Source organism: Burkholderia diffusa, assembly GCF_001718315.1.
GTDB lineage: Bacteria > Pseudomonadota > Gammaproteobacteria > Burkholderiales > Burkholderiaceae > Burkholderia > Burkholderia diffusa_B.
Genome location: NZ_CP013363.1, coordinates 835,434 through 862,345 on the forward strand (window position 1 = coordinate 835,434; position 26,912 = coordinate 862,345).

General features: G+C 67.2%; 19 protein-coding genes. 8 read left to right on the plus strand and 11 right to left on the minus strand.

Annotated features, from left to right (window positions below):
• Positions 1-176 precede the first annotated feature (176 nt).
• The gene (locus tag WI26_RS19205) at positions 177-1,070 is read right to left on the minus strand and encodes a LysR substrate-binding domain-containing protein (RefSeq protein ID WP_069226839.1); all 894 of its coding nucleotides are present in this window, start codon (positions 1,068-1,070) and stop codon (positions 177-179) included.
• Positions 1,071-1,247: 177 nt separating this feature from the next.
• Between WI26_RS19205 and WI26_RS19210 the strand changes: the two genes are divergently transcribed.
• From WI26_RS19210 to WI26_RS19220, 3 genes are read left to right on the plus strand one after another with little or no spacing between them, the layout of a single operon-like run.
• A complete protein-coding gene (locus WI26_RS19210) occupies positions 1,248-2,414 on the plus strand; it encodes a branched-chain amino acid ABC transporter substrate-binding protein (RefSeq protein ID WP_069226840.1) in 1,167 nt (388 codons plus the stop codon).
• 17 nt (positions 2,415-2,431) lie between these two features.
• On the plus strand, positions 2,432-2,971 hold the full coding sequence (locus tag WI26_RS19215; RefSeq protein WP_069227786.1) for an L-2-amino-thiazoline-4-carboxylic acid hydrolase: 540 nt from the start codon (positions 2,432-2,434) through the stop codon (positions 2,969-2,971).
• Positions 2,964-4,223, plus strand: a complete 1,260-nt coding sequence (locus WI26_RS19220) for a Zn-dependent hydrolase (RefSeq protein ID WP_069227787.1) — start codon at positions 2,964-2,966, stop codon at positions 4,221-4,223. The genes WI26_RS19215 and WI26_RS19220 overlap by 8 nt, the downstream gene beginning before the upstream one ends.
• 18 nt (positions 4,224-4,241) lie before the next feature.
• Here the strand turns inward: WI26_RS19220 and WI26_RS19225 are convergent, their stop codons facing one another.
• Positions 4,242-5,078 carry a c-type cytochrome gene (locus tag WI26_RS19225; protein WP_069226841.1) on the minus strand — a complete coding sequence of 279 codons (837 nt, stop codon included), beginning with the start codon at positions 5,076-5,078 and terminating at the stop codon, positions 4,242-4,244.
• Positions 5,079-5,320: 242 nt separating this feature from the next.
• Here WI26_RS19225 and WI26_RS19230 point away from each other — a divergent pair, with 242 nt between their 5' ends.
• Positions 5,321-6,163, plus strand: a complete 843-nt coding sequence (locus tag WI26_RS19230; protein WP_069227788.1) for a DUF3626 domain-containing protein — start codon at positions 5,321-5,323, stop codon at positions 6,161-6,163.
• A 45-nt stretch (positions 6,164-6,208) separates the two neighbouring features.
• Here WI26_RS19230 and WI26_RS19235 read toward each other — a convergent pair whose 3' ends face one another.
• The 9 genes from WI26_RS19235 to WI26_RS19275 all read right to left on the minus strand — a co-directional run bounded on the left by WI26_RS19235 (position 6,209) and on the right by WI26_RS19275 (position 19,052).
• Positions 6,209-7,477, minus strand: coding sequence for a hypothetical protein (locus WI26_RS19235; RefSeq protein ID WP_069226842.1), 1,269 nt, complete (start codon positions 7,475-7,477; stop codon positions 6,209-6,211).
• A complete protein-coding gene (gene glmS, locus WI26_RS19240) occupies positions 7,474-9,297 on the minus strand; it encodes a glutamine--fructose-6-phosphate transaminase (isomerizing) (RefSeq protein ID WP_069226843.1) in 1,824 nt (607 codons plus the stop codon). Before glmS ends, WI26_RS19235 begins: the two co-directional genes overlap by 4 nt.
• Positions 9,298-9,407: 110 nt before the next feature.
• Positions 9,408-9,896, minus strand: a complete 489-nt coding sequence (locus tag WI26_RS19245) for a Biofilm PGA synthesis auxiliary protein PgaD (protein ID WP_069226844.1) — start codon at positions 9,894-9,896, stop codon at positions 9,408-9,410.
• A complete protein-coding gene (gene pgaC, locus WI26_RS19250; protein WP_059466311.1) occupies positions 9,874-11,145 on the minus strand; it encodes a poly-beta-1,6-N-acetyl-D-glucosamine synthase in 1,272 nt (423 codons plus the stop codon). The genes WI26_RS19245 and pgaC overlap by 23 nt, the downstream gene beginning before the upstream one ends.
• Positions 11,142-13,235 carry a poly-beta-1,6-N-acetyl-D-glucosamine N-deacetylase PgaB gene (gene pgaB, locus WI26_RS19255; protein ID WP_059466310.1) on the minus strand — a complete coding sequence of 698 codons (2,094 nt, stop codon included), beginning with the start codon at positions 13,233-13,235 and terminating at the stop codon, positions 11,142-11,144. Before pgaB ends, pgaC begins: the two co-directional genes overlap by 4 nt.
• Positions 13,236-13,250: 15 nt before the next feature.
• Positions 13,251-16,043 (minus strand): poly-beta-1,6 N-acetyl-D-glucosamine export porin PgaA, encoded by a 2,793-nt coding sequence (gene pgaA / locus WI26_RS19260; RefSeq protein ID WP_069226845.1) that lies wholly within the window; start codon positions 16,041-16,043, stop codon positions 13,251-13,253.
• Between the two features lie 104 nt (positions 16,044-16,147).
• Positions 16,148-16,906 (minus strand): hypothetical protein, encoded by a 759-nt coding sequence (locus tag WI26_RS19265; RefSeq protein ID WP_059595372.1) that lies wholly within the window; start codon positions 16,904-16,906, stop codon positions 16,148-16,150.
• Positions 16,907-16,981: 75 nt separating this feature from the next.
• Positions 16,982-17,407 carry a hypothetical protein gene (locus WI26_RS19270; protein WP_059466686.1) on the minus strand — a complete coding sequence of 142 codons (426 nt, stop codon included), beginning with the start codon at positions 17,405-17,407 and terminating at the stop codon, positions 16,982-16,984.
• A 649-nt stretch (positions 17,408-18,056) separates the two neighbouring features.
• Positions 18,057-19,052 carry a LysR substrate-binding domain-containing protein gene (locus WI26_RS19275; RefSeq protein ID WP_069226846.1) on the minus strand — a complete coding sequence of 332 codons (996 nt, stop codon included), beginning with the start codon at positions 19,050-19,052 and terminating at the stop codon, positions 18,057-18,059.
• 694 nt (positions 19,053-19,746) lie between these two features.
• On the opposite strand from WI26_RS19275, the gene WI26_RS19280 reads away from it, so the two are divergent.
• From WI26_RS19280 to WI26_RS19295, 4 genes are all read left to right on the plus strand, one after another.
• Positions 19,747-21,162: a circularly permuted type 2 ATP-grasp protein gene (locus WI26_RS19280; protein WP_059450610.1), complete on the plus strand. Its 1,416-nt coding sequence runs from the start codon at positions 19,747-19,749 to the stop codon at positions 21,160-21,162.
• 64 nt (positions 21,163-21,226) lie between these two features.
• Positions 21,227-22,168: an alpha-E domain-containing protein gene (locus WI26_RS19285; RefSeq protein WP_059466306.1), complete on the plus strand. Its 942-nt coding sequence runs from the start codon at positions 21,227-21,229 to the stop codon at positions 22,166-22,168.
• Between the two features lie 8 nt (positions 22,169-22,176).
• Entirely contained in the window at positions 22,177-23,151 is a 975-nt protein-coding gene (locus WI26_RS19290) for a transglutaminase family protein (protein WP_069226847.1), read from the plus strand.
• A gap of 93 nt (positions 23,152-23,244) precedes the next feature.
• Positions 23,245-26,694, plus strand: a complete 3,450-nt coding sequence (locus WI26_RS19295) for a DUF2126 domain-containing protein (protein ID WP_069226848.1) — start codon at positions 23,245-23,247, stop codon at positions 26,692-26,694.
• Positions 26,695-26,912: the final 218 nt, after the last annotated feature.

Consider the following 26,912-nt stretch of genomic DNA (forward strand, 5'->3'; position numbering starts at 1 on the left):
CACCGTTCGCGTTGGCCGACAGCACGCAGGACCTGGCACGCGCGACGGTCGCTCGTGCGATCGAGCACGGATGGGGGGGCGGGCGGTGTGACGCGTGGAGACGGCGGGACGCGCGGATGTCCGTCAGCAATGACGGACGCCGCTCGCGCTAGGCTGGCCGGTGGCGGGCCGGGCGCTCAGGCGGCGATTTTCCTCAGCCATTCCGCCAGACGTCTCGCGCCGTCCGGCATGTCTGCATCCTCGCGTGTGCACAGGTAGTAGTCGCGTCCGTCGTCCAGTGCGTGGTCGAACAGCCTCACGAGTTCGCCGCTCGCCAGTTCGCGCTCGACCAGCGGCGCGCGCAGCAGCGCCGCGCCGAGATCCGCGCGCGCCGCGCTCAGCGTCAGTTGCCCATCCTCGAACATCGGCCCCACCGCATGCGACACGTGCCGCACGCCGGCGCCCTGCAGCCAGTTGACCCAGGTGCTGCGATCCTCGTCATGCACGAGCGGTGCCCGCGCGAGATCGGCCGGCGTGCGGAATGGCCCGTGGCGCTTCAGGAACGACGGGCTGCACATCGGCACCATCGCGCCCGGCAGCAGCCGCTCGCAGCGGTAGCCGGGCCAGTCGCCGGTGCCGAAGCGGATCGACAGGTCGGACGCGTCGCTTCGATAGTTGCGGTGGTGCGCATACAGCACGGTCACGTCGACATCTGTGTTTTCGGCGAGGAATGCGTGCAGCCGCGGAATGAACCAGCCGATGCCGAGCAGCGGAATCAGGCTGATCGTGATCTGCCGCAGCGACGACCGGTCGCGCACGAAGCGCGTCGCGCTGCGCAGCACCGAGAACGCGGCGCTGATCGAGCGGTAGTAGTCGCGCCCTTCATCGGTGAGCGCGAGCAGCCGGCCTTCGCGCACGGTCAGCGGCGTCTGGATGAAAGCTTCGAGCAGTTGCAGCTGGTGGCTCACCGCGGACGGCGTGATGTCGAGCTCGTGCGCGGCCGCGGTGACCGAGCCGAGGCGCGCGAATGCCTCGAACGCACGGACGGCGCGTAGCGGCGGATCATGTGGCAATTGTTCGATATTTTTCATGTATCGAATTTTATCGAAAAATCATGTCGAGCGTAAACATAAAAATATCCCGTATTTACAGTGAATTACGCTATTGTGTCGGGAACGGTATAAGCATCCAACAATAGAGTATTTGGGGCGCTGGTGCCGAATATTTAATATTTTTCATGTTTTGATCCGAGTCACCGATCCCCGCACATGAAAATCGCACTCTTTCCCGTCAGCCTCGCATTCTCCGCGGCCACGCTGATCGCCGCCGTTCCCGCCTTCGCGCAGTCCGCGCCGCAGACCATCTTGATCGGTCTCGCCGCGCCGCTCACCGGCCCATCCGCGCGGATCGGCAAGGACCTGCAGAACGGCGCGCAGCTCGCGATCGACGACGCGAACGCGAAGCATCCGAGCATCGGCGGCAAGCCGGTCGTCTACAAGCTCGTCGCGGCCGATGATCAATCCGACCCGCGCACGGCCGTCGCGGTCGCGCAGCAGCTCGTCGATCAGCATGTGATCGGCGTCGTCGGTCACTGGAACACGGGCTGCAGCGTGCCGGCGTCGCGGATCTACCGCGATGCGGGCATTCCGCAGATCGCTCCGGCGTCCACCGGTCACGCGTACACGCAGCAGGGCTATGCGACGGCCTTGCGCATCATGGGGCACGACGATGCGGGCGGCGGCTTCACCGGCGCCTATGCGGTGAAGACCCTGAAGGCCGCGCGCATCGCGGTGATCGACGATCGCACGTCGTTCGGGGCGGGGCTGGCCGACCAGTTCATCAAGGGCGTGCAGGCGAACGGCGGCACGATCGTCGATCGCCAGTACGTGAACGACAAGACGACCGACTTCAGCGGCGTGCTGACCGCGATCAAGGGCAAGCGCGCGGATCTCGTGTTCTTCGGCGGGCTCGACGCGCAGGCCGCGCCGATCGCGCGCCGGATGCGCCAGCTCGGCGTGAACGCGCCGCTGCTCGGCGCCGGCGGCTTCGTGAGCCAGACCTTCCTGTCGCTCGCGGGCAAGGACGGCGACGGCGTGACGGCGCTCGAACCGGGCCTGCCGCTCGACCGGATGCCGGGCGGCAAGGCGTTCGACGCGCAATATCGCGCACACTTTCACGCGCCGATCGAGCTGCATGCGCCGTTCGCATACGACGCGGCCGCCACGCTGATCGCGGCCGCGCAGAAGGCCGGCACGACGCAGCCGGCGAAGCTGGTCGCGGCCGTGCACGCGATCGACCGGCCAGGCGTGACCGGCCGGATCGCGTTCGATGCCGAAGGCAACCTGAAGGACCCGGCATTCACGATCTACCAGATGCGCGGCGGCAAGTGGACCGTCGTCGACGTGCTCGGCGGCGCGCATCCCGCAACGAAATGACGACGGAGACGAATCCCATGACCGACACGACACATGCATCCACGACGGCACCCGAGGACCCACGCCTCGGCATCCTCGCTCGGCGCCGCATCGAAGCGGAAATCATCAAGCCGATCTACGAGATCATGAAGCGCGAATTCGGCATCGAGCGCGCGCAGGCCGTGATCGCGGAAGCCGTGCGCGGCGCGGCCGTCGACGCGGGCCGCACGTTCGCCGCGCAGGAGCCCGACGGTACGAGCGTGCGGTCATTCATTGCGCTGCAAGTGCTGTGGGAGAAGGACGATGCGCTCGACGTCGAGGTGCATCGCGCGGACGACGCGCACTACGACTACGACGTGCATCGCTGCAGCTATGCGGAGATGTATCACGCGATGGGGCTCGGCGAGATCGGCCACCTGTTGAGTTGCGCGCGTGACAGCTACTTCATCGAGGGTTACGACCCGCGCATCGCGCTGATGCGCACCAGCACGATCATGCAGGGCGGCAAGCGCTGCGATTTCCGCTATGCGCTGCGCACGGCGCCGCGCGACGGCGCCCCGGAGGACGGCAATGCGTGACGATCTCGCGGGCGCACCGCGCGTCGACGGCGCGCGCCTGTGGGCGTCGCTCGAACGGATGGCGCAGATCGGCGCGACGCAGAAGGGCGGCGTCTGCCGTCTCGCGCTGACCGATCTCGACCGCGAGTCGCGCGACCTGTTCGTACAGTGGGCGCGCGATGCCGGCTGCACGGTGCGGGTGGACCGCATGGGCAACGTGTTCGCGCGCCGCGCGGGCCGCAATCCCGATGCCGCGCCGGTGATGACGGGCTCGCACGCCGATTCGCAGCCGACGGGTGGCCGCTACGACGGCATCTACGGCGTGCTCGGCGGCCTCGAGGTCGTGCGCGCGCTGAACGATGCGGGCATCGAGACCGAGCGTCCGATCGACGTCGTGATCTGGACCAACGAGGAAGGTTCGCGCTTTGCGCCGGCGATGATCTCGGCCGGCGTGTTCGCAGGCGTCTATTCGCTCGAATACGGGCTGTCGCGAACGGATGGCGCAGGCAGGACGATCGGCGAGGAACTCGCGCGGATCGGTTACGCGGGCCCCGCGCCCGTTGGCGGATATCCGGTGCATGCCGCCTACGAACTGCATATCGAGCAAGGTGCGATTCTCGAACGCGCGGGCAGGACGATCGGCGTCGTGACGGCCGGGCAAGGGCAGCGCTGGTACGAGGTGACGCTGACGGGTGTCGACGCGCACGCCGGCACGACACCGATGGAGTTCCGGCGCGACACGCTGGTGGGCGCCGCGCGGATGATCGAATTCGTCGATGCGCTCGGTCGTCGCCATGCGCCGCATGCGCGCGCGACGGTCGGGATGATCGAGGCGCGGCCGAATTCGCGCAACACGGTGCCGGGCGGCTGCTTCTTCACGGTCGAGTTTCGTCATCCTGACGATGCGGTGCTCGACGCGCTCGATGCGGCGCTGCGTGCGGAGCTGACGCGCGTCGCGGCCGAAGCCGGCCTCGGGGCACGGATCGAGCAGATCTTCACGTGCCCGCCGGTGCGGTTCGCGCCGCGCTGTATCGACGCGGTGCGCGACGCGGCGCAGGCGCTCGGGCTGTCGCATATGGACATCGTGTCCGGCGCGGGTCATGACGCATGCTACATCGCGCGCGTCGCGCCGACCGGCATGATCTTCGTGCCGTGCGTCGACGGGCTGAGCCACAACGAGGCCGAGGCGATCACGCCGGAATGGTCGGCGGCGGGCGCCGACGTGCTGCTGCGCGCGGTGCTGCAAAGCGCGCAGGAACCGGGCGCGCGATGAGCGCCCGACGGGCGCGGCTTACTTGCCCGCCTTGCGTCGCGCGATGAACGCGAGATAGGCGACGATCTGGTCGAGCTCCCGGTCGCTCAGCTGATCGGGCGGAAACGCCGGCATCACGCGGCCCGGCCAGTCGCGCACCGATGCCGGGTTGCGGATATAGCGGCGCAGCGCGGCAGGCTGGAAGTAGTCGACCGGATTCATTGGCGCATTCAGGTCGGGGCCGGCATGACTGCTGCCCGCGCCGTCAAGGCGATGGCACGCGAGGCATTGCGTGACGAACAGGCGCTGGCCGGCGCGGGCCGGATCGTTCGCCGGTAGCGCCGGATCGACGGCGAGCGACGGCCAGCGCGCGAGCGGTGACGATTCGATCGTGATGCGCACGATCTGATACGGCCACTGCTCGCCGCGCACCGACGATGCGTCCGGCCCGAGCCACACCAGATAGAACGGCCCGGCGCCAACCTGCTTGCCCGGCAGCTTCGGCCACGGGTGCGCGGGGTCCTCGATCGCGAGCCATGCGACGGCGCCGGCCGGCGCACGGCGGCGCGCCAGATCCAGCGGCAGTTGCGCGGCGAAACCGTCGGCCGCGCGCGTTTCGAGCACGCCGTCCGCCGGCAAGGGCGTGTCGCCGAGCAGGGCGGCGAACGGCACTGCGCGGAACTTCATCGGCCGGCCGTACGCGATGTCGCGCGGCACGTGGATGTCCGTCGCGTCGGCGCGCGCGAGCAGCGCCTGGCGCGTCAGCACGCGAGGCGTGCCGTCGGTCTCGAGTTCGAGCGAGCCCTGCGCGGACGCGTGCGTCGCGATCAGGCACACCGTCACCAGCAACAGCGAAAACCACCGGCGCTTCAGCATTCGTTCTCCGTGGGGCGTTCCGGCGGCGGCTGGGAGGCGAGCGCGCGGCCGATGGATGGAATCGGGCGACAGTCTATCCGGTACGGGCGACGCTGGCGACTTCGGCGCGGGAGATGCGCCCGGCGCACGCGCGATATAGTATCGAGCTCTGACGCATGCCCGGTGCGGCCCCGCGGCACCCGTTGCCGCACCGCGAACACAACGATACCGTCGACGATGCTCGACGCGACCGGACGACGCGCATGAACATCTCCGCAGAGCGGGCGCTCGCTCATATCCGACGGTCCTGGCCGTCGGCGCAGCAAGGCCCCGCATTGCCCATCACGCTCAATTTCCATCCCGACACGCTGGTCGACGGCGTCGGCACGCTCGAACGGATCGTCCGCGACCGCGTCTATCGATCGCAGTTCGAAACGGCGACGAGCAATGGCGGCCTGACCGCATTTCCTGGCGGCGATCGCTGGCTTTGGGAAAGCCGGATGTTCGGGGGCGCATACGATGACGCCGATCCCGCGTTGCGGCCGAAGTACGGCGCGCTGAACCATCGCCTCGACCCGGTCGGCGGGTCGTGCCGCTTCGGTTCATGTCATTTGCGGCTTCGACGCGATGTGCATCGGCGAACGACCTTCTGCTATCCGGACAGTCATTACCGGCCTCTGGATTTCGCGATCGACGACTGTGCGGCGCTGATCGCGCTCGCGACCGAAAACCGCGACGGCCTCGATCCGCTGCTCGACAACTACATCGAGGCGCACGTTCACGGCGTGGTGAGCATCGACCACGATGTCGACGCGATCGTTCTCGACCCGAGCTATCGCCATACGTCCGTCGAGACGGCTGCAGTGCGCTCGGGCTGCCGGATCGAGTGGCATGGCGGGTTCCGGCTGTCGCTGGGTCGGCTGGCCGAATGCGAGCAATTTCGCGGACCGCCGGCGGCCGACGCGATTGCGCGCATCGCCGTCGACGGCGTCGTGACGCCGGCCGTGATCGGCCGTGCGCGTGACGGCCTGCTCGACTATCAGACGGCCAAATGGGTGTGGCATTGCGTGGCGCGGTTCGGACAGGGAAGCGGGGCCGCGGACTGAATGCGCTCGCCCGGCGGGTATTGCGTTACGTCGCACGCCATGCCGTCAACGACTCGAACACTGCGCGTCGGCCTTCGACAAAGGCGTTTCCCGTGCGGTGTCGAAATCGGCTTCGCGCGTCCCGGACGGTGTCAGCGATACGAAATGCATCGTTCCGCCGCGTGCCGCGAACCCGGCGACGCCGGTCGAGCCCCATGGAATCGGCGAGCGCTGCACGCCGCTCACCGACATGCCCGTCGAGGTCAGCGCCAACGTCAGAAGCCGCCCGTCGCGCGTCGGCACATACGCATGCGCGCCGTCGACGCCGATCCCGGACTCCCGCACCGACGCCGGCAGGCAGTCGAGCGTCGCGAGGCGGCGGCCGTCCGGATCGATCAGCATCGCGACGCCGCGATTGTCCGACGTCGTCGTGACGACGACGAAGCGGTCGACCGCCGGCACGTAGGCGGTCGAATACACGTAGTACTGGATCGCGTCGCTCAGCGGCCCGAGCTTGTCGAGCTTCGCCGTGACCGGATCGAACATCGCGTATTCGAGCGTCGCATCGGTGCTGTGCTCGATGTACTTCTGCCAGACCAACAGCGCGCGACGCGGCGAGCCGGCGACCATGGGCCACCATTCGCGGCGGCGCGGCGCGACCGGCACGTGATTGAGCACGTGTCCTTCGGCATCGTAGGTCTTCAAGTAAACGCCGTTGCCGGTACCGAGGTTGTCGACGCCGCCGCCATCGATCCAGTCTGTGGAATAAAACACGACGAAGCGTTCGCCCACCGCGGCAACGTGCCCGGAGTGGCCGCCTGATTCGACGTCGTTCGGGTAGGGTTTGATCGGCTTCAGATCGCGCCGATAGATGCCGTATCGCTGGCTGACCACGTTCGGCGTGTTCCAGCCGTCCTCGAACGTGACGAAGATGTCACCGTGCGGGTTCTGCGCGATCGACACGGGCTCCTGCGCTTCCGGGCGGCTGATGAACGTGTGGACGCGCAGCAGGCGCGGCTTGCCCGGCAGCCATTCGCCGACGTACACGTCGTGCGGCCAGTTGCCGTTGCGCAGCGCGCCGCGCGGCTCGATACCCGAGCTGCTGAAGAACACCCAGCGCCGGCCGTCGCCGGCGTCGGCCACGCCGATTCCGTGCATGAAGCGCCGCAGGTCCCCGTTGTCCTGCGGCGATGCGGGCGCCTGCACGGTGACGGTGTGCACGACCGGTGTGCCGGCACACGCGCGTGGCGGTGCCGCCAGGGCGCAACACGCGCCGCAGAGCACGGCCGCGGCACGCCAGGCGGCGAGCCGCGTCGCGACAGGTCGTTGCATCATTCGACCGTGACCGATTTCGCGAGGTTGCGCGGTTTGTCGACGTCGGCGCCGCGCGCGCAGCCGACGTGATACGCGAGCAGCTGCAACGGGATCACGTTGACGATCGGCGACAGCGCGTCCCCTGATTCGCGCACGCGGATCAAGTGTGTGTCGCGGTCGGCGTCGATCTCGAGATGATGACCCGCGAGCACGTACAGCCGTCCGCCGCGTGCGCGCACCTCGGCCATGTTGGACTTCAGCTTCTGGAACAGGCGGTCATCCGGCGCGATCGTGACGACAGGCATCGCGCTCGTGACGAGTGCGAGCGGGCCATGCTTCAGTTCGCCTGCCGGGTAGCCTTCCGCATGGATGTACGAGACTTCCTTGAGCTTCAGCGCACCTTCCAGCGCGATCGGATAGTGGATGCCGCGCCCGAGGAAAAGTGCGTTCTCGGTGCGCGCGAACTTCGTGGCCCAGCCCATGATCTGCGTTTCCAGCGCGAGTGCGTGACCGATGCGCTCCGGCAGTTCGTGCAGTTTCTTCAGGTGCGTCGCGACATGCGCCGCGTCGAGCCTGCCGCGTTGCTGCGCGAGCGTCAGTGTCAGCAGGAACAGCGCGACGAGCTGTGTCGTGAACGCCTTGGTCGACGCGACGCCGAGCTCGATGCCGGCACGCGTCAGGAAGCTGAGCGGCGCGCTGCGCGCAATCGTGCTGGTCGCCACGTTGCAGATCGCCATCGACAGATCCTGACCCATCGCGCGCGCACGCTCGATCGCGCCAATCGTGTCGGCCGTTTCGCCGGACTGCGAAATACCGACCACCAGCGTGCGCGGATCGGGCACGGTATCGCGGTAGCGGTATTCGCTCGCGATCTCGACCTGCGCCGGAATGCCCGCGATGCTCTCGAGCCAGTATTTCGCCGTCAGGCCCGCGTAGTAGCTGGTGCCGCAGCCGAGCAGCAGCACGCTCCGGGTCTTCGACAGCAGCGCACGCGTGCTGTCGGTGCCACCGAACAGCGCGGGCGAGATCGCGTCGATGCCGTCGATCGTGGCGGCGATCGCCTTCGGCTGTTCGAAGATTTCCTTTTGCATGAAGTGCTGATACGGGCCGAGCGCAGCGTCGTCGTCGCGCGCCTTGACCAGGCACAGCGGACGCTGTGCCTCGCTTCCGATCGCGTCGACCACGTCGATCCGTTCCGGCGTGATCAGCGCGACGTCGCCGTCTTCCAGGTAGACGAAGCGGTCGGTCAGGTCGCTGAGCGCCGCGCAGTCGGACGCGAGGTAGTTCTGGTCCGCGCCGATGCCGATCACGAGCGGCGAGCCCGCGCGCGCGGCGACGAGCCGCTGCGGTTCGCACGCGCTCAGCACGGCGATCGCGTATGCGCCGTGCAGCCGCTTGACCGCGCGGGTGACGGCATCGAACAGGTCGTCGCGATACATGCTGTGGATCAGGTGCGCGATCACCTCGGTGTCGGTCTCGCCACGGAACGTGTAGCCGCGCGCCCGCAGTTCGGTGCGCAACGCATCGTGGTTTTCGATGATCCCGTTGTGCACGACCGCGATCGTGTCGCCCGACATGATCGGGTGCGCGTTCATTTCCGACGGCGCGCCGTGCGTGGCCCAGCGCGTGTGCGCGATGCATGTCTGCCCTTCGAGGCCGAGCGTCAGCACGCGGTCCTGCAGGTCCGCCACGCGCCGCAGCGTGCGTTCGCTGCGCAGGTGGCCGTCACGCAGCACGGCGATGCCGCACGAGTCGTAACCGCGATATTCGAGCCGGCTCAGTGCATTGACCAGTTGCGGCACCTGATTCCTCAGGCCGCTTGCTCCGACGATTCCGCACATGATTTCACCTCGTCTACAGGAAATTGCCGGCCGGCGCACGACGCGCGGCGGCGCGAATTCGAGAGCGGTGTCGCGCCGCGCGGCATGCGTCGCGGCACGTCTCCCATGTCTTACTCGCGGGGCTGCGGTCCCGCATGCGCGATCCACTCGATGCCCGAGATCGAGCCGTTCGCATCGTGCGACGCGACGAGAATGCGTGTCGTGCGCCGCGCGCCGCGCGGGCGGCCGCCCGCGAGCGCGGTCGGCGGCACCGAGCGCATCTTCGCGCTGGCCGAGCGCCGCAGCATCTTCGACACGCGCAACCGGTACGCGAGCGGATGCACGACGCGTCCCGCGATCAGCCACGTAACGATCGTGCCGGCGATCAGCGCGATGCTCGTCACGTAGAACACGATCTGCTCGATCGGCATCTCGGCCTCGTTGAACGGCAGCAGGTAGCGGTACGTGTAGATGCAGATCGATGCCCAGACACCCCCGACCAGCGCGGGCCGCACGAGGCGGAACCACGCGACCAGCACGGGGCCGACGATGCCGCCGCGTTCCGCGATCAGTTCGCGCGGGGCGCGCAGGGAAAGGTCAATAATCGGCGCGTTCTTCATGTTGAATGCCTCGGTCGGGACTGACCCAAACGGCGCGCTTGCCGCGGCCCCGCAATACGACGGCGGGCAGGGCGACGACGGTGGTGATCATGCTGATCAGCCAGAACGCGACGGGGTACCAGACGGTGTCAAGGAAATACATCAGGAGTTTCTCGTCGTAACGACGATCGATCATGCTGCCGATGATCAGCTGCAGGATGCAGGTCGCGACCAGCAGCATCCCGTGCCAGTGCGGCACCACGGACACATGCCAGTTCGGCGGAAGCGGATAGACGACGTCGATTACCGCGAGCAGCAGGATGAACGACATCGAATAGGCCCATGCGATGCCGATCAGGTACTCGACGAACAGCGGCCACATCATCATCTGCGTCGGTCGCGCGAGCGTGCCTGCGTACTTGAGCAGCACCTGGATGCCGCCCTTTGCCCAGCGCAGCCGCTGCCGGTACAGCCCTTTCAGCGTCTCGGGCATCAGGATCCAGCTGAGCGCGTGCGGCTCGTACACGACGCGCCAGTCGCGGCACTGCAGCTTCCAGCTGATGTCGATGTCCTCGGTCAGCATGTCCGAGCTCCAGTAGCCGACATCGGCGAGCGCGGTCTTGCGGAACATCGTGATCACGCCCGACACCGTGAAGATGCGGCCGTACACCTGCTGCGTGCGCTTGATCAACCCGACGATCGACGAGAATTCGCCGACCTGCATGCGTCCAAGCAGCGACGTGCGCGTGCGGATGCGCGGGTTCCCGGTGACCGCGCCGACGCCCGGATCCGTCAGGAAATGCTCGAGCATCCAGCCGATCGCGTCGTGCGCGAGCAGCGCGTCGCCGTCGATGCAGAGCAAGTATTCCGCGTTCGATACTGCCGCCGCGGTGGTGAGCCCGACCGCCTTGCCTTCGTTGCGCGCGTGATGGATCACCAGCAGCCGCGGGATCTCGACGGCCAGCTCGTTCAGGATCTCCCCGGTGCTGTCCTTGCTGCCGTCGTTGACCGCGATGATGTCGTAGTTCGGGTAGTCCATCGCGTTCAGGTGGCGGATCACGCTGCGTGCGTTCGCCGCCTCGTTGAAGCACGGCACGACGATCGAGATCTTCGGAATTCCGCTCGCCGCGATCGTGCGCGTCGACAGCCGGCGGCCTTCCTCGAGCAGGAAGTAATGGACGACTCCGCCGATCATCCACAGATACGACATGAAAAACGGATAGTAGAAGACGAAATCCTGCAGGCGCTGGATGATGCTGTGGGTGGTCATGGCGTCTTGGTCCCCTGAGCAGGCTGCATCTGCATCAGCGCGTTGATCGAGGTCGGGTCGAGGCGCGACTTCAGCGACATGACGTCGCGCATCGCGTCGAGCTCCGGTTGGCCGTTCAGGAAGTTGTCCGGGTAATAGCCGAAATTCACCGCGCCCTCGCTGCGCAGCCGCCGCATCTGAGAGAGCAGCGTGCGGGCCGGCACGTCCTTGTGCGCGTGCCAGTCGTACGATTGCAGTTCGAACACGGTGCGCTGCAGCCCGCGCTGCTTCGCACGCACCGCCTTCACGAGCTGATCCAGCCAGCCCTCGGGGTCCTTCGCCTGCTCCATGTACGGCATCGCCATCAGCGCGACGTAGTCGTAGGTGGCAAGGAAATCGTCGTAGTTCTGCGCGTACCACGCTTCCGATTCGGGCTTGAGCACCGGCATCGCGAAGATGTTGCGCGCGGTCAGCACGTCGCCAATGTTCTGGTGGGCCAGCACGATCTGCTGGAGCTGCCGCGTCATGTCGATCAGGTAGCGCGACTTCTGGCGCGTCCAGCGCTTCATCAGGTCGGGGTTCTCGCGAATCTTGCCGACGTCGGCCGGCAGCCCCCACTGCGAATAGGTGCGCAGCGCATGCCGGCCCGCATCCTCGTAGTCGTCGAGCACGGCGTCGTCGCTGAACAGGATGCCGCTGAACGACGCGTGCTTGCTGAGATCCTCGTAGATCTGCTGGATCATCAGCCGCGCCTCCGGGTCGAACGGGCTCAGCCGGAACACACGCGTGCCGTTCTCGCGGGCCGGCGCGCCGCCATATGCGCTGACGGCCTCGAGCCCTTGATGCTTGTCCGGCGGCGGCCGGAATGCGAGCACCGGCATCCACGCGTACACCTGCACGTTGGAGCGCGTGTTGAGCTGCCATGCGGCGCGCGAGAACAGGTCGGCGCGCATCGGCAGGTGCCGGTTCGGGAAATACACCGCTTCGGCCACGCCGGTGCCTTTCGGGTCGGCATAGGCCTGCAGGTACACGGATTTCGGCTGCATCCGGTAGATGCGTTCGATCAGCTTGCCGAGATTCGCTTCCTGCCGCGCGGGATCCGGATCGTAGACCTGGTCGAGGTCGACCTGCACGGTGCGCTCGGGCACGTCGACGTCGCCGCGGTTGGACGCCGGCTCGCGCATCGAGCGCTCGAACCCGCCGATGTCGACGTCGTACATCATCAGGATTCGTCTCAGCCGATCCAGCGGCACGTCCGGCGTATTCGGGCCGGCATCGAGGCTGAACTGGATGTCCATGCCGAGCGACGTCGAGATCTGGCGCACGGGCTGGTTTTCCGCGCCGTACGGCCACACCATCGAGCGTGCGACGAGGCCGGTGTGTTCGCGAATCTGCCGCACGCATGTCTGCAGATCGTCGTGCACGCGGGCGTGGAATTCGGCGTCGGTTTCATAGCGTTTCTGGTCTTGCAGGTAGAGATGGGACGTAGTCGCCGGCAGCTCGTTGCCCTGCGGATTCGCGATGGCGCCGTGATGGAGATTGTGCGTGTGGCAGCCGAGCTCGACGAATTCCGACTGGCCGAGCTTCTTCACCTCATCCCACGACAGGAAGTAGTCGCGCGGCACCTGCACCTTGTCGCTGATGCGGATCGGCGTATCCGCCGGTGCATCGATCCACGCGGTGACGATGCCCATCACGGCCGGATACTTGAAGCGCTCGAGCAGTGGCAGCACCTTCGTGTAGTGGCTGCGAAAGCCGTCGTCGAACGTGAGCAGCACCGCGCGGGGCGGCAGCGGCCTGCCGCCGTGCCGCGACTCCTCGATCTGCTTGACCGTGATGGTGTGGTAGTTGTTGGTCTGCAGCCACGAGAAGATCGCGGTGAGCGTGCCGGTATCGACCGCGAACGGATCGACCAGCGCCGTCGGCGACGAAAACGACGCCATCAGGTTGTCGCGCACGTCGTGCATGCAGATCACGCGGAACGTCTTGCCGTCGGCCGGATCGGACGGCGGCAGCAGGTCGATCATCCGGGCGTTCGACACGCCCGGGAACAGCGAACAGGCGGCGAACGTGCCGAGACATCCGCACATGAAGGTCCGTCTGGTTTGCATTAAGCGATCTCCTTGCTAGAACGGCAGGTTGACCGACAGGAAGCCGGTTTCGGAGCGCTCGCGCTGGCCGTCATACGCGTGGCTGCTGACCTCGATGCCATAGCTCAGCGTGATGTCGTGCTTGAACGTCCACGCGTGCTCGAGGCGTGCGCTCCACAGCGGGCTGGTGCCGAAGCCGCGCTCGTTGTACACGCCGCCCGACGCCGACAGGCGCTGCTGCAGCGCCATGTCGCCCTTCTTCCACAGCGTCAACTGGTGCATGACGGTCGCCGCGGCTGCGTAGTCGCGGCCCGGGCTGAAGTAAGGCGCGTTGTTGCGCGTGTTGCTGTCGGTGCCGAGGTCCAGCGATACGTTGACGAGCTGGTTCGCGGACGTGTACACGCGCTGCGTGCCGGTTGCCGTGATTTCCTGGTGCAGGTTCGAATCGCTGTACCGGCTCACGCCGTAGCTCAGCTTGACCTCTCGACGGTCGTTCTGGCGATACACGACCGAGACGTTCGCGGAGCGGCCCCAGATGTGCGCGGCATACGCCTTCCACGGCAGCGAGTTGTCGTTGGTGTCGAGGCCTGCGCTGACCGTCCAGTAGTCGTTCAGCGCGTATGCGATCGACCCGCGGCCGCCGGTTCGGCCGTCCGAGCCGAACGAGCGCGTGACTTCGCCCTGCACGGTGAGCGGGCCGTGCCGGTAATCGCCGCCGACGCCCGTGCGCGTGCGGCTGATGTTGCCGGAGTCGGTCTGCGCATGGCCGAAGAACGTGTGCGAGAAGACACGCCAGTTGTCGCCGAACGGTTGGGAGTACACATAGCTGTCCGACGTGAAGCTGTTGTCGGCCAGCGCGCTGTTGCCGTGCTCGTAACTCAGGTCGGTCGTGAACACCGGGCTGCGGTATGCCTTGTAGTCGCGCTTGAAACCGCGCACGGCGCCGCTGTCGGGGAATACGTTGTCCACGGTCTGGTCGACGTACTTCGCGGTCGCGTAGTCGTCCGCCGCGAGCGCCGCGCGACCGAGGCCCGCCAGCATTTCGACGCTGTCCGGGTGATCGGTCAGCGAGGCGCGATACATCGCGATCGCCTGGCGCGGATGCGCCTGGCCCGACACGGCGTCGGCGTGCGCGGCACGGACTTCCGCGTTGAACGGCACCTGTTGCTCGAGCTGCTCGAGCGCGGCGATCCCTTCGTCGACGCGGCCCGTATAAATCAGGTATTGCGCGCGCAGCCGGTAGTAGCGCAAGAAGTCGCCTTCCTCCGGACCGTAGTGGCGCACCTCCTTGGCCGGCGGCAGCGACTTGCCGATGTCGTCGAGCACCTGCTTCGCGTCCGCCGAGCGTCCCTGGTCGACGTATGACCAGAACAGTCCTTCGCGCAGTTCGATCGCACGCGTGCGCGCGCCGTACTGGAAGCCGCGGGTCGCGCGGTCGGTCGGCGCCGCGGTCGCCTGCTTCAGCGCGCGCTGGTACACGACGTTCGCCTTGGCCGGTTCGCTCAGGTACAGGTAGGCGTCGCCGACCGCCGCCAGCGCATCGATCGAGATCTCCGCGTCGGGCGGAATCGTCTCGAACGTGGCGACGGCCTTCGTCATGTCGCCTCGCGCCGCGTAGGCGACCGTGCGATCGCCTGCGAGCGCCGTCCTGACCGGCGAGTATTCGGGCGTCGCCGGCATTCGCTTGTCGAGGTCGTCCGCCGCGCGCAGGGCGCTGTCGATGCCGTCGAAGCGGTCGGAACTCGTCATCGAGCGGGACTTGTCGCGTCCGCCGCGCACCTGCTGGCGGATCGACAGTTCTTCCAGCTGCGCGACGTCGACGGCGGAAAACGCATCGGGCCGCGCCTTCGCTTCTTCGAGTGCCTTGATCGCGCCGCCGCTCGCGGCGAGGCCGAACACGTCGTTGCGCACCGTCGCGACGTCGGCGGTGCGAAGATTCGGCGCCTGGGCATTCGGCGCTTCGACGTCGGGGCCCTGCGAACGTTGCGTCGGCTCGCCGGGTAGCTGGGCGCCGGGCGTTTGCGAATTCGGCGTCGCGGAAGGCGCGGGCGGCGAGCCGGGTGTCGGGGCGACGGGCGCGGGCGAACCCGGCATCGGAGTGCCGGAGGCCTGCGCGGTTTGCGTCGGCGCATTCTGCGGCGCGGTGGTTGCGGCCTGCGCGGATTGCGCCGGTTGCCGCGCCGGCTTCGGCGTATGCGCGACCGGCGTGGGTGAACCGGACGCAGGTGTGCCGGACGTTGTCGGGGAGGTTTGCACCGGTGCTTCGGGCAGCTGCGGGTTCGCGGCCTGCGCGATCCCGATCGGCGCGTCCGATGCATGCGCGACGGGCGCCGGCGTGTTCGGCGGCGCGGTGCCGGGTGGCTCGGCAAGCTGCATCGGAGCACTTTGCGTCGGCGCGGTTTCGCTCGCCTGGGCGATCCGGATCGGCGCACTCGACGCCTGCGCGTCCGGCGCAGGTTCGCTCGGCTGCGCGACGTCCGGGTCCACCACGACCGTGGTCGGCATCGTCTGCGGTTGCGGGTCGGACGCCTGCGCGATCTGCATCGACGCATCCGATGCCTGCGCGATCGGCGTCGGCGCTTGCGGCGGCGCGGCGTTTCGATCCTGGGCGATCCCCAGCGACGCGGGCGTCGGTTGCATGTCGGGCGGCAGCGCATCCGGCGTGCCGCCGGGCCCGGCGATTTCGCTCGCGCCACCCGGGCCAGCGCCGCCTTCGGCAGCAAGACAGGAGCCGGACGCGACGAGCAGCAACAGCAATGGCGCATGCAGGAGGATCCGCCGGTTGGGCGGAGCGACGGTGGTGCATTGTTCCCTACGATTGTTGGCCACGATGTCTCCTCACTCTGAAACGGTCACATCGGTTGCACGCCTGACGGCGCGCGCCGCCGGACGTCGGGCCGCCGGACGACGAGGCCCGACAGCATCCAGCCGGTTCACAGGCGGTTGCGGATCGCTTGTCCGAGCAGCGCGCGCGATTCGCTGTTCCTCGGGTCGATGGCGAGCGCGCGGCTCGCGTTCTGCTCCACGCAGTTCCATTCGTCGATCCGTGCGCACCAGCGGGCCTTGGCGAGTGCCCGCGCGCCTTCCAGTTCGTCGCGCGTGACGCTGGTGGTCTCCATGTGCGCCGAGTCGGCGATATACGATTGCGGTTGCTGTCTCGGCGCGGGGTCGGTGTGTTTTTTCGTGCGAGCAAGCGTCTGAGAACGCGACGTCCGGTGCGTGTCGCCGGGGCGCGCCGCGCGGCCGCTGGCCGATGCGGCCTGCGCATTGGCCGCGAGCGTCGTGGACGGCACATGCGCACGGCGCGGATGTTGCGCGGCCGAGCGGGCGGTCGTCCGGGGCGGCGCGGTCGGTTCTGCCGCGGCCGGTACGGCAGGCGTTGCCGAGGCATACGGAGTGCCCGCCATGGAAGGCGTAACCGGCTCGGCCGGGGCGTCGCGCGACGCCACGCCGGAGGCGTCGGCCGTCGCGGCCGCGATGGTCTTGCGATAGTTTCCGACGGCGGTGGCGATCATGCCGGCGATGTCGTGCGTCACGGTTGCATGGCCGACTCTCGCGTCTCGCTCGACGTACGCGAAGCCGCCGAAGATCGCGGCAAACGCAATGACGCTGAGTGCCGCATTCTTTCCGGGGCCCCAGGCGGGTTTCGGCTGACGGACGGGCGAGCCGTCCGGTCGTTCTGCACGAGTCATTCAATCCTCCTCGATTGATGGGTTGCGTGTGCACGACGCGAGCGCGTGCCATCGTCACGCGGATCCGACCGACGCTCACCAACGCAACTGCGTGGCGAGCGAGCCCGTTTCGACGACCGCGAACTGGGTGGAGCCCTGATAAGTCCCCTCCACCCGGTAACTTGCATCGGGCACGCTGAACAGGCAGCGCGGCCCCGTTGCCTTGAATTCGACGAGCACGCGACCATGCCGCCGCAGCCGCACCTGCACATTCGACAGCGGTTGCCCGGACGAGCCCGATACGAACGACACGCCGAGGTTGTAAGGACGGCCATCCGGAGGAAGTGGCGCCGTACCGTCGATTCGTGCGTCGCCGCAGATATACGAGATCACGTATCGGCCGGCATCCGCATCGGACGAAGGTGGTGTCGGGACCTGGGTCTGGGCCACGGCATTGATGCAGAGCGCGGATACGATGATGCCGAGGAGCGGGCGAGCATGCTGTTCAAACGACGAAGACATTGCAACCTCCATCCGAAATCGCTGGCAGCACATTTATTCCGATTTGAAATTGCGGCGTTCTTTTCGAGACATGCTATTGATACACGATGGGTTTTGAACAAACAATCGCGTGTGGCCCGAATGGAACACGTTTTAAATGTCTTATTTAAATAGGATTGGTACTAATTCGACGAAATGGACCAGAACTGAACAAAGTCGATATTGCCGAACATGAAATTTGCTCATCGGTAGCGATGACCATTTCGCAAATTTAGGACGTAAGTGGTACCGAAGTTTGTGCCGAAAAATAACGACTGATAAAAGGAAGAGTTGCCTCTGTCATCGAGGCATCTCGATGAATCCGGGAGCACAGGTCAGGTAAATCGAAGCGGCTGGTATGACCTTTTTTGGCGAGAATGTCGTTACATGAAAATCGAAACTTTTGATGTGTTGTGTAACAGGTTATTTCTGTCATCCGAGTCGGCAATTCAGTCGGATTCGCAAACGTTTGGCAATTTACGGAATTGATCGAGCGTGCGGAACATATATTGAAGACGAAGCGGGATCGGAAAATGCTTCGCGATGTCGAGCGTGGAATACTCGCGCGCCGCGCGGAATGGGATCCGCGCGGCGCTCGGGCGAGTCAGGCGATGAAGCGTGGTGAAGGGCGTTACCGTGTGCCGCCGACGCTGCGGCGCGCGATGCGCGCGGCAGGCTCGCTCGACTGCCCGGTGGCGCGGGCGGTGTCGGCCGCGACGCGCGGGCGGTTCATGATGTAGGTCCACAACTGTTCGGCTGCAAGCCCGCGCTTGCGCGCGGACCGGTACAGGCGGATCTCGAGTTCGGTGATCCAGTCCGCCGAGCCAGCACGGACGAGGGAACCCTCCGCGAGCTCCTTCGCCACACAGCTTTCGGGCAGCCAGCCGATCCCGTGCCCGGCCACGACCATTCCCTTCAATGCCTCGGACATATGCGTCTCGAAGCACCGGTGCAGCGCATACGATTCGGCTGCGTTCAGCAGCAGCATCTCCACGACGTTCCCGAGGAAGGCGCCCGACGAATACGCGAGGAGCGGCAGCGGGTCGTCGGGCGTGCCGGGCAGTTCGAACACCGGCTTGCCGCGCGCGTCGGGCGTCGACACCGGCAGGATCCGTTCGACGCCGAGCGTGACGAACGGAAAATGGTTCGGATCGAGCACGATCGGCAGTTGCGGATGGTGATAGCCGAGCAGCAGGTCGCATTCACCTTCGACGAGCTGCTGCACGCCTTCGGGCACGTTCACCGCATTCACGCGCGCGGTCACGTGGCCGACTTCGCCGTTGAGCTGCTTGAGCCATTCGGGGAACAGCGTAAACACGAGCGTATGCGCGACCGCGAAGCGCACGACCTGGTCGCTTGCCGCGAACTGATCGTAGCCGTTCACGAGGTTGCGTGCCGCGTACATGCTGCGCAGGATGTCCGCGGCCAGCCCGCGGAACATCTGCCCGGCCGGCGTCAGCGCGATCGGGTTGATGCTGCGGTCCACCAGCTTCGCGTCCATCCATGTTTCGAGCGCGGCGATTCGTCGGCTGAATGCCGACTGCGTGAGATGCCGATGACGCGCGGCCCGGGAAAAGCTCTTGGTATCCGCAAGGCTCAGGAAATCTTCCAGCCACTTTGCTTCCATTTCGATCTTCGCTTTTTATAGTCGGCGCCGGAAGGGCGGCGCCGTTTCACTGAACCGGTTTGGTAGCGTACCGCGCCTTGCGCACGGGAGCCGATGTTTTTTTTCGATAGGTGTCAGTCGAAATATGCATGGGCGTTGTCGGCGGTATTACGGCTGCATACGTTTGAGGTGCCGGACCCGGCTAACCGGTTAGTTCACCGCGTCGAACTGCCCGACTTGCCGCAGACGGTACTTCCCCAGGGCCGGCCGCATGCGCGCGCCGGCCCGCCTTCCCGCTATTCCGCCAGGCAACCGAAGGATGTGGCGCAATCCGCGTCGCGGTGCAGGATGCGGTGCCGCAACGGGTCGCCGATGCCGGTTCGCGGTCCGCCGTGATGCGGCAGCACGGTAATCGGCGAGGCGCGTCGCCAAGGGAAGGATTGGTGCAGTGCAGATTGCACAGTGGTGACACGCAGGGGAACCATGCTGGACGGGCGCGATGCAGCAGCGGCCGTGCGCGCGCCACGGCACGCCGCTGGCGCGTCTTGCGCCATGCGTCGCACCATGGTGGTGCGGCGTGCCGCGCAGGCGTGCCGGCCGTGCGACAAAAAGGGGGACCTGAGGGAATATCGCAAGGCACGGTCCTTGCGAGGCAGTCAGTACGCCGGTCCGGCATGCGCAATGCCGGGGAAAACGATCGATGGAGAAAAGATCGATGAAGCCATTCGATGAAATGCTGCAATCCGGCGACATGGTGAGGGCGCCTTACGCGCGCCTCAAGCAGTGGCTCGACACGCAGAACCCTGCGAGCCTCGCCCAGAAGGCCCACGATGCGGAAGGCGTGTTCCGCAGGACGGGCATCACGTTCGCCGTGTACGGCGACGCGCAGGCCGCCGAGCGGCTGATTCCGTTCGACATCGTGCCGCGGATCATCTCGGGTGCGGAATGGAGCCGGCTGTCGCTCGGCATCGAGCAGCGCGTGATGGCGCTCAACGCGTTCCTCGACGACATCTATCACCGCCAGGAGATCGTGCGCGCCGGCATCGTGCCGAAGCACCTGATCGCGCACAACGAGGCGTTCATTCCGGAGATGATCGATTTCCGGCCACCCGGGAACGTTTACACGCACATCATCGGCGTCGACATCGTGCGCACCGGCGAGAACGAGTTCTACGTGCTGGAGGACAACGCGCGCACGCCGTCGGGCGTGTCGTACATGCTGGAAAACCGCGAGACGATGATGCAGCTCTTCCCCGAGCTGTTCCAGCAGGTCAAGGTGCGCCCGGTCGAGACCTATCCGCAGATGCTGCGGCAGTCGCTCGCGGCCGTGTGCCCGCCGGGCGGCAACGCCGACAACCCGACCATCGCCGTGCTCACGCCCGGCATCCACAATTCGGCGTACTACGAACATTCGTTTCTCGCCGACCAGATGGGTGTGCACCTCGTCGAGGGCAGCGACCTGCAGGTGGTCGACGGTCGCGTCGCGATGCGCACCACCGAAGGCTTCCGGCCGATCGACGTGCTGTACCGCCGCGTCGACGACGCGTTTCTCGATCCGCTTACGTTCCGCCCAGATTCGGTGCTCGGCGTCGCCGGGATCATGGACGTCTACCGCGCCGGCAACATCACGATCGCGAACGCACCCGGCACCGGCATCGCCGACGACAAGGCGATCTACTCGTACATGCCGGAGATCGTCGAGTTCTACACGGGCCGCAAGGCGCTGCTGGAGAACGTGCCGACCTGGCGCTGCGGCGAGGCCGACAGCCTTAAATACGTGCTCGACCATCTCGACGAACTGGTCGTGAAGGAAGTGCACGGCTCGGGCGGGTACGGGATGCTGGTCGGTCCGTGTGCATCGAAGGCCGAACTCGAGGCGTTCGCCGCGAAGCTGCGCGCGCGTCCCGCCAACTACATCGCGCAACCCACGCTGGCGTTGTCCACGACGCCGATCCTGACCGAGGCCGGCCTCGCGCCGCGCCACGTCGACCTGCGGCCGTTCGTGCTGGTGTCGGACCGGATCCGCATCACGCCGGGCGGGCTCACGCGCGTCGCGCTGCAGGAGGGATCGCTCGTCGTCAACTCGAGCCAGGGCGGCGGCACCAAGGACACCTGGGTGCTGGCCGACTGAGCCGGGCACGACCGCGCGCGCCGCAGCCGGCGCGCGAACCGAACGAAGACGGAGTGGACACGAGATGCTTCTGGGACGAACTGCGAGCGGTCTCTACTGGATGTACCGCTATATCGAGCGCGCGGAGAACATCGCGCGCATCGTCGATGCCGGGCTGCGGATGGCGCTCACGCGCACGTCCGACGCGCCGGCCGAATGGTCGTCGGTGCTGGTCAGCTCGGGCGCGGACGGCGGCTATCGTCAGAAGTACGACGCATATGCCGCCGATACCGTGACCGACTACCTGCTGCGCGACCGCGACAATCCGTCGAGCGTGCTGTCGTGCATCGAGGCCGCGCGTTCGAACGCGCGGATGGTGCGCACGGCGCTCACCCGCGAGGCGTGGGAGAGCGTGAACGGCGCATGGCTCGCGCTGCGCCACGCGCTCGCGCAGCCGGTGCCGGAGAGCGGGCTGCCGGCGGTGCTCGACGGCGTGAAGCGCGAAACCGCGCTGATCCTCGGCAGCTTCTACAGCACGATGCTGCGCAACGAGATCTTCGATTTCGCGCAGATCGGCGCGTTCGTCGAGCGGGCCGACAACACCGCGCGGATCCTCGACGTGAAATACCACCTGCTGCTGCCATCGGTCTCGCACGTCGGCACGATCCTCGACAACTACCAGTGGGAGACGATCCTGCGCTGCGTGGCCGCGCACCGGTCGTATCGCTGGGTGTACGACGTGCAGTACAAGCCGATGAACATCGCCGACTACCTGATCCTGAACGGCCGCATGCCGCGTTCGCTGCGCTATTGCTACGGGCGCGTGGTGTCGAGCCTGAACCTGCTCGCGAAGGATTACGGCGTGACACACCCGTGTCACGACACGGCCACGAAGATTCTGCAGATGTTGTCCGACACCTCGGTCGACCGGATCTTCAAGAGCGGCCTGCACGAGTTCCTGACCGATTTCATCGGCCGCAACAACAGCCTCGGGATCGACATCGCCCAGGCGTACAACTTCGACTGAGGCTCGCCATGCGACTCGCCATCCGACACATCTCGCGTTATCAGTTCGACGATCAAGCCACCCATGCACTGCAACGGCTGCGGCTGCGCCCGCAATCGGGGCCGGGGCAGACGGTGCGCGCGTGGCAGGTCACGATCGACGGCGTCGAGCCGGCGCTGTCCTACGCGGACGGGCTCGGCAACCGGATCGACCTCGTGCGCCACGACCGCGGTGCGAAGAACGAGATCGTCGTGATCGCGGCCGGCGTCGTCGAGACGCAGGACCGCGCCGGCATTCTCGGCAACCCCGAGGGCTATGCGCCGCCGTGGATCTTCGAGCGCGAGACCGCGCTCACGAAGGCGGGCGACACCGTGCGCGCGCTCACGCAGGCGCTGCCGATCGAGCCGCACAGCCTCGACGCGCTGCACTGGCTGATGACGGAAGTGCACGGCCGCATCGCGTACGCGCCGAACCTGGCAGATACGCCGGTCGATGCCGAAACCGCGCTGCAAAGCGGCGAAGGCACGAGCCGCGATCATGCGCATGCGTTCATCGCGGCCGCGCGCGCGCTGAAGGTGCCCGCGCGCTACATCTCCGGTTACGTCCTCGCGGACAGCGCGATGCAGCGCATCGCCGACGCGAAGCAGAGCGTCGGCGGCGACGAGGAAGAGGAGGCGCTCGCACTGCAAAGCGGCGACGGCATGCAGCAGGTGCTCGGCGCATCGCACGCCGCGCAGTCGCAGGGATTGCCGCAGGCGGCGCTCGGCGGGCAACCGCAGGCCGCCGCGCTGATGCAGCAGCCGGCCGGCCATGCGTGGGCGGAGGCCTACGTCGAAGGGCTCGGCTGGGTCGGCTTCGATCCGTTCATGAACCGCTGCCCGGACGAGCGCTACGTGCGCATCGCGGTCGGCCTCGACGCGCGCGACGCGCAGCCGGTGACGGGGCTCGGTGCGAGCACCGTCGGCATCGAGATCAGCGTCGTGCAGTCGCCGGAACTGGTCTGACGCATCCCTTCGCCGAATCCGCCGTGCCGGGCCGCCGCAGCGACGGCGGCGCGGCGCGCGCGGCCGGCCCAACCCGAACCGAGCGGCTCTCCCATGCCTATTCACGTCGCGCTGCATCACACCACCCGCTACCGCTACGACCGGCCCGTCAACCTCGGCCCGCAGATCGTGCGGCTGCGGCCCGCACCGCACTGCCGGACGCCGATCGTCGCGTACTCGATGACGGTCGAGCCCGCGCAGCACTTCATCAACTGGCAGCAGGATCCGTTCTCGAACTATCTCGCGCGGCTCGTGTTTCCGGAACGCACCGAACACTTCGAGATCACGATCGACCTGGTTGCCGAGATGTCGGTGTACAACCCGTTCGACTTCTTTCTGGAAGCGAGCGCGGAGCAATATCCGTTCAACTATGACGATGCACTGAAGACCGAACTTGCGCCGTACCTCGCATGCGATCCGCAGACGAGCGCCGCGCCGCTGTTCCGGGCGTACCTCGACGGCGTCGACCGCACGCCGGCCGGCACCGTGAACTTCCTCGTCGCGCTGAACCAGCAGTTGCAGCACGACATCGGCTATCTCGTGCGGATGGAGCCGGGCGTGCAGACGCCCGAGCAGACGCTCGAGCTCGCATCCGGATCGTGCCGCGACAGCGCATGGCTGCTCGTGCAGCTGTGTCGGCATCTCGGCATCGCCGCGCGCTTCGTGTCCGGCTACCTGATCCAGCTCACACCCGACGTGAAGGCGCTCGACGGTCCGAGCGGCACGTCGGTCGACTTCACCGACCTGCATGCGTGGTGCGAAGTCTATCTGCCGGGCGCGGGCTGGATCGGATTCGATCCGACCTCGGGCCTGCTCGCCGGCGAAGGGCACATCCCGCTCGCCTGCACGCCGCAGCCGACCAGCGCGGCGCCGGTCGAAGGGCTGATCGACGAATGCGAAGTCGCGTTCGAGCACGAGATGACGGTGACGCGCGTGTACGAATCGCCGCGCGTGACGAAGCCGTATACCGAGTCGCAGTGGGACGCCGTGCGCACGCTCGGCGCGCAGGTCGATGATGCGCTGAGCGCCGGCGACGTGCGGCTCACGCAGGGCGGCGAGCCGACTTTCGTATCGATCGACGATCGCGACGGCGCCGAATGGAACACCGACGCGCTCGGTCCGACCAAACGCGGTTATGCGACCGAACTCGTGCAGCGGCTGCGCGCCGAATACGGCGAAGGCGGCTTCCTGCATTTCGGGCAGGGAAAGTGGTACCCGGGCGAGCAGTTGCCGCGCTGGGCGCTGTCGATCTTCTGGCGCGCCGACGGCCAGCCCGTGTGGCACGATCCGTCGCTGTTCGCCGACGAGCGCGAGCCGTCCGCGTGCACGACAGACGACGCGAAGCGCTTCATCGACGCGCTGGCCGCGCGCCTCGGGCTGACCGACGAATTCGTGCGGCCCGGCTACGAGGACGTCTGGTACTACCTGTGGCGCGAGCGCCGGCTGCCCGTCAACGTCGATCCGTTCGATTCGCGCCTCGACGACGAGCTCGAACGCGCGCGGCTGCGCAAGGTGTTCGACCAGCAGCTCGACAGCGTGGTCGGCTATGTGCTGCCGATCAAGCGTGCGGACGATGTGCCGGGCCGCGATCGGCCGGGCCGCGATCGGCCGGGCCTCGATGGCCCGCGCTGGCAGACGGGGCCGTGGTTCTTCCGCGACGAGCGGATGTACCTCGTGCCCGGCGATTCGCCGATGGGCTATCGACTGGCGCTCGATTCGCTGCCGTGGGTCGCCGGCGCCGACTATCCGTACCTGATCGAACGCGATCCGTTCGCGCCGCGCGACGCGCTTCCGGACGCGGCCGCGTTTCGCGCGCGTCATGCGGGCACGGCCGACGCGCCGCGCTACCTGGCCGGCGCGCATCGCGAAGCGCCCGTGCAAACGGTCATGCAGTGGCGCAGCGACGGCACGGCCGCCGGGGAACGGCACGCGCATGGCGCGCCGGACGCGCAGCGCCGCCCCGAGCGCTTCGAATCGGCCGCATGGATCACGCGTACCGCGCTGTGCGCCGAAGTGCGCAACGGCATCCTGTACCTGTTCATGCCGCCGCTCGCCGCGCTCGAGGACTATCTCGATCTGCTCGCCGCGATCGAGCTGACCGCGCATGCGCTCGGCGTGAAGCTCGTGCTCGAAGGCTATCCGCCGCCGCGCGACGCACGGCTCAAGCTGCTGCAGGTCACGCCCGATCCCGGCGTGATCGAGGTGAACATCCATCCGGCCAGGAGCTTCGACGAACTCGTCGGCCAGACCGAATTCCTGTACGACGCTGCCTGGCAGACCCGCCTGTCCAGCGAGAAGTTCATGGTCGACGGCCGGCACGTCGGCACGGGCGGCGGCAACCACTTCGTGCTCGGCGGCGCGACGCCGGCCGACAGCCCGTTCCTGCGCCGCCCGGACCTGCTCGCGAGCCTGATCGCTTACTGGCACAACCATCCGTCGCTGTCGTATCTGTTCTCGGGATTGTTCATCGGTCCGACGAGCCAGGCGCCGCGCGTCGACGAGGCCCGCAACGACCAGGTCTACGAGCTCGACATCGCATTCGCGGAAATCCAGCGCAACAAGCTGCTGTACGGACAGGACATGCCGCCGTGGCTTGTGGACCGCGTGCTGCGCAACCTGCTGATCGACGTGACCGGCAACACGCATCGCAGCGAGTTCTGCATCGACAAGCTGTATTCGCCGGATTCGCCGACCGGACGGCTCGGCCTGCTCGAACTGCGCGCGTTCGAGATGCCGCCGCATGCGCGGATGAGCATCGTGCAGCAACTGCTGCTGCGCGCGCTGGTCGCGCGCTTCTGGGCCGCGCCATACACGACCCCGCTTACGCGCTGGGGCACCGCGCTGCACGATCGTTTCATGCTGCCCGCGTTCCTGAAGATGGATTTCGACGACGTGCTGGCCGAGCTGCGCGACGCCGGGTTCGCGTTCGATCCAGCCTGGTTCGCGCCGCATTTCGAATTCCGCTTCCCGCTGTTCGGCCAGATCGCGGTGAACGGAATGCAGCTGTCGCTGCGCGGCGCGCTGGAACCGTGGCACGTGATGGGCGAGGAGGGCGCGATCGGCGGCACGGTGCGCTACGTCGATTCGTCGGTCGAACGGCTCGAAGTGTGTGTGACCGGTCTGAACGACAACCGGCACGTCGTGACCGTGAACGGCCGCGCGCTGCCGCTGCAGCCGACCGGCACCGTCGGCGAATACGTCGCGGGCGTGCGTTACAAGGCGTGGGCGCCGCCGTCGGCGCTGCACCCGACTATCGGCGTGCATGCGCCGCTCACGTTCGACATCGTCGACACGTGGCTGCAACGCTCGCTCGGCGGCTGCCGCTATCACGCCGCGCATCCGGGCGGGCGCAACTACGCGACGTTTCCGGTCAACGCGTACGAGGCCGAGAGCCGCCGGCTCGCGCGCTTTGTCGCGATGGGGCACACGCCGGGGCGGATGGACGTGTCGGCTGCCGCGCCGAGTCGCGAATTCCCGTTCACGCTCGACCTGCGACGGCCCTGATCCCCGGATGAACGAACGGACGACGATGCGCGGTTCGCGACCTCCCGGCGCGCCGGCCGACGGCGGCCCCGCCGGAGTGCTAGGATGCGGGCAGAACGCGGCCGCCCGTCGCGTCCGCGGTGCCCGGCCGCCGATTCGGCGGCGCGCGGGCGCGTCCGCACCCTGACGACGGAACGATACCGACCGTGCCGCCCATTCACCCCGACGATCTCGCCGAC

Bases quoted from the DNA above. Each gene is read 5' to 3' on its own strand.
- WI26_RS19205 (WP_069226839.1), bottom strand. From the start codon at position 1,070: ATGAAAAATATCGAACAATTGCCACATGATCCGCCGCTACGCGCCGTC.
- WI26_RS19210 (WP_069226840.1), top strand. From the start codon at position 1,248: ATGAAAATCGCACTCTTTCCCGTCAGCCTCGCATTCTCCGCGGCCACG.
- WI26_RS19215 (WP_069227786.1), top strand. From the start codon at position 2,432: ATGACCGACACGACACATGCATCCACGACGGCACCCGAGGACCCACGC.
- WI26_RS19220 (WP_069227787.1), top strand. From the start codon at position 2,964: ATGCGTGACGATCTCGCGGGCGCACCGCGCGTCGACGGCGCGCGCCTG.
- WI26_RS19225 (WP_069226841.1), bottom strand. From the start codon at position 5,078: ATGCTGAAGCGCCGGTGGTTTTCGCTGTTGCTGGTGACGGTGTGCCTG.
- WI26_RS19230 (WP_069227788.1), top strand. From the start codon at position 5,321: ATGAACATCTCCGCAGAGCGGGCGCTCGCTCATATCCGACGGTCCTGG.
- WI26_RS19235 (WP_069226842.1), bottom strand. From the start codon at position 7,477: ATGATGCAACGACCTGTCGCGACGCGGCTCGCCGCCTGGCGTGCCGCG.
- glmS (WP_069226843.1), bottom strand. From the start codon at position 9,297: ATGTGCGGAATCGTCGGAGCAAGCGGCCTGAGGAATCAGGTGCCGCAA.
- WI26_RS19245 (WP_069226844.1), bottom strand. From the start codon at position 9,896: ATGAAGAACGCGCCGATTATTGACCTTTCCCTGCGCGCCCCGCGCGAA.
- pgaC (WP_059466311.1), bottom strand. From the start codon at position 11,145: ATGACCACCCACAGCATCATCCAGCGCCTGCAGGATTTCGTCTTCTAC.
- pgaB (WP_059466310.1), bottom strand. From the start codon at position 13,235: ATGCAAACCAGACGGACCTTCATGTGCGGATGTCTCGGCACGTTCGCC.
- WI26_RS19265 (WP_059595372.1), bottom strand. From the start codon at position 16,906: ATGACTCGTGCAGAACGACCGGACGGCTCGCCCGTCCGTCAGCCGAAA.
- WI26_RS19270 (WP_059466686.1), bottom strand. From the start codon at position 17,407: ATGTCTTCGTCGTTTGAACAGCATGCTCGCCCGCTCCTCGGCATCATC.
- WI26_RS19275 (WP_069226846.1), bottom strand. From the start codon at position 19,052: ATGGAAGCAAAGTGGCTGGAAGATTTCCTGAGCCTTGCGGATACCAAG.
- WI26_RS19280 (WP_059450610.1), top strand. From the start codon at position 19,747: ATGAAGCCATTCGATGAAATGCTGCAATCCGGCGACATGGTGAGGGCG.
- WI26_RS19285 (WP_059466306.1), top strand. From the start codon at position 21,227: ATGCTTCTGGGACGAACTGCGAGCGGTCTCTACTGGATGTACCGCTAT.
- WI26_RS19290 (WP_069226847.1), top strand. From the start codon at position 22,177: ATGCGACTCGCCATCCGACACATCTCGCGTTATCAGTTCGACGATCAA.
- WI26_RS19295 (WP_069226848.1), top strand. From the start codon at position 23,245: ATGCCTATTCACGTCGCGCTGCATCACACCACCCGCTACCGCTACGAC.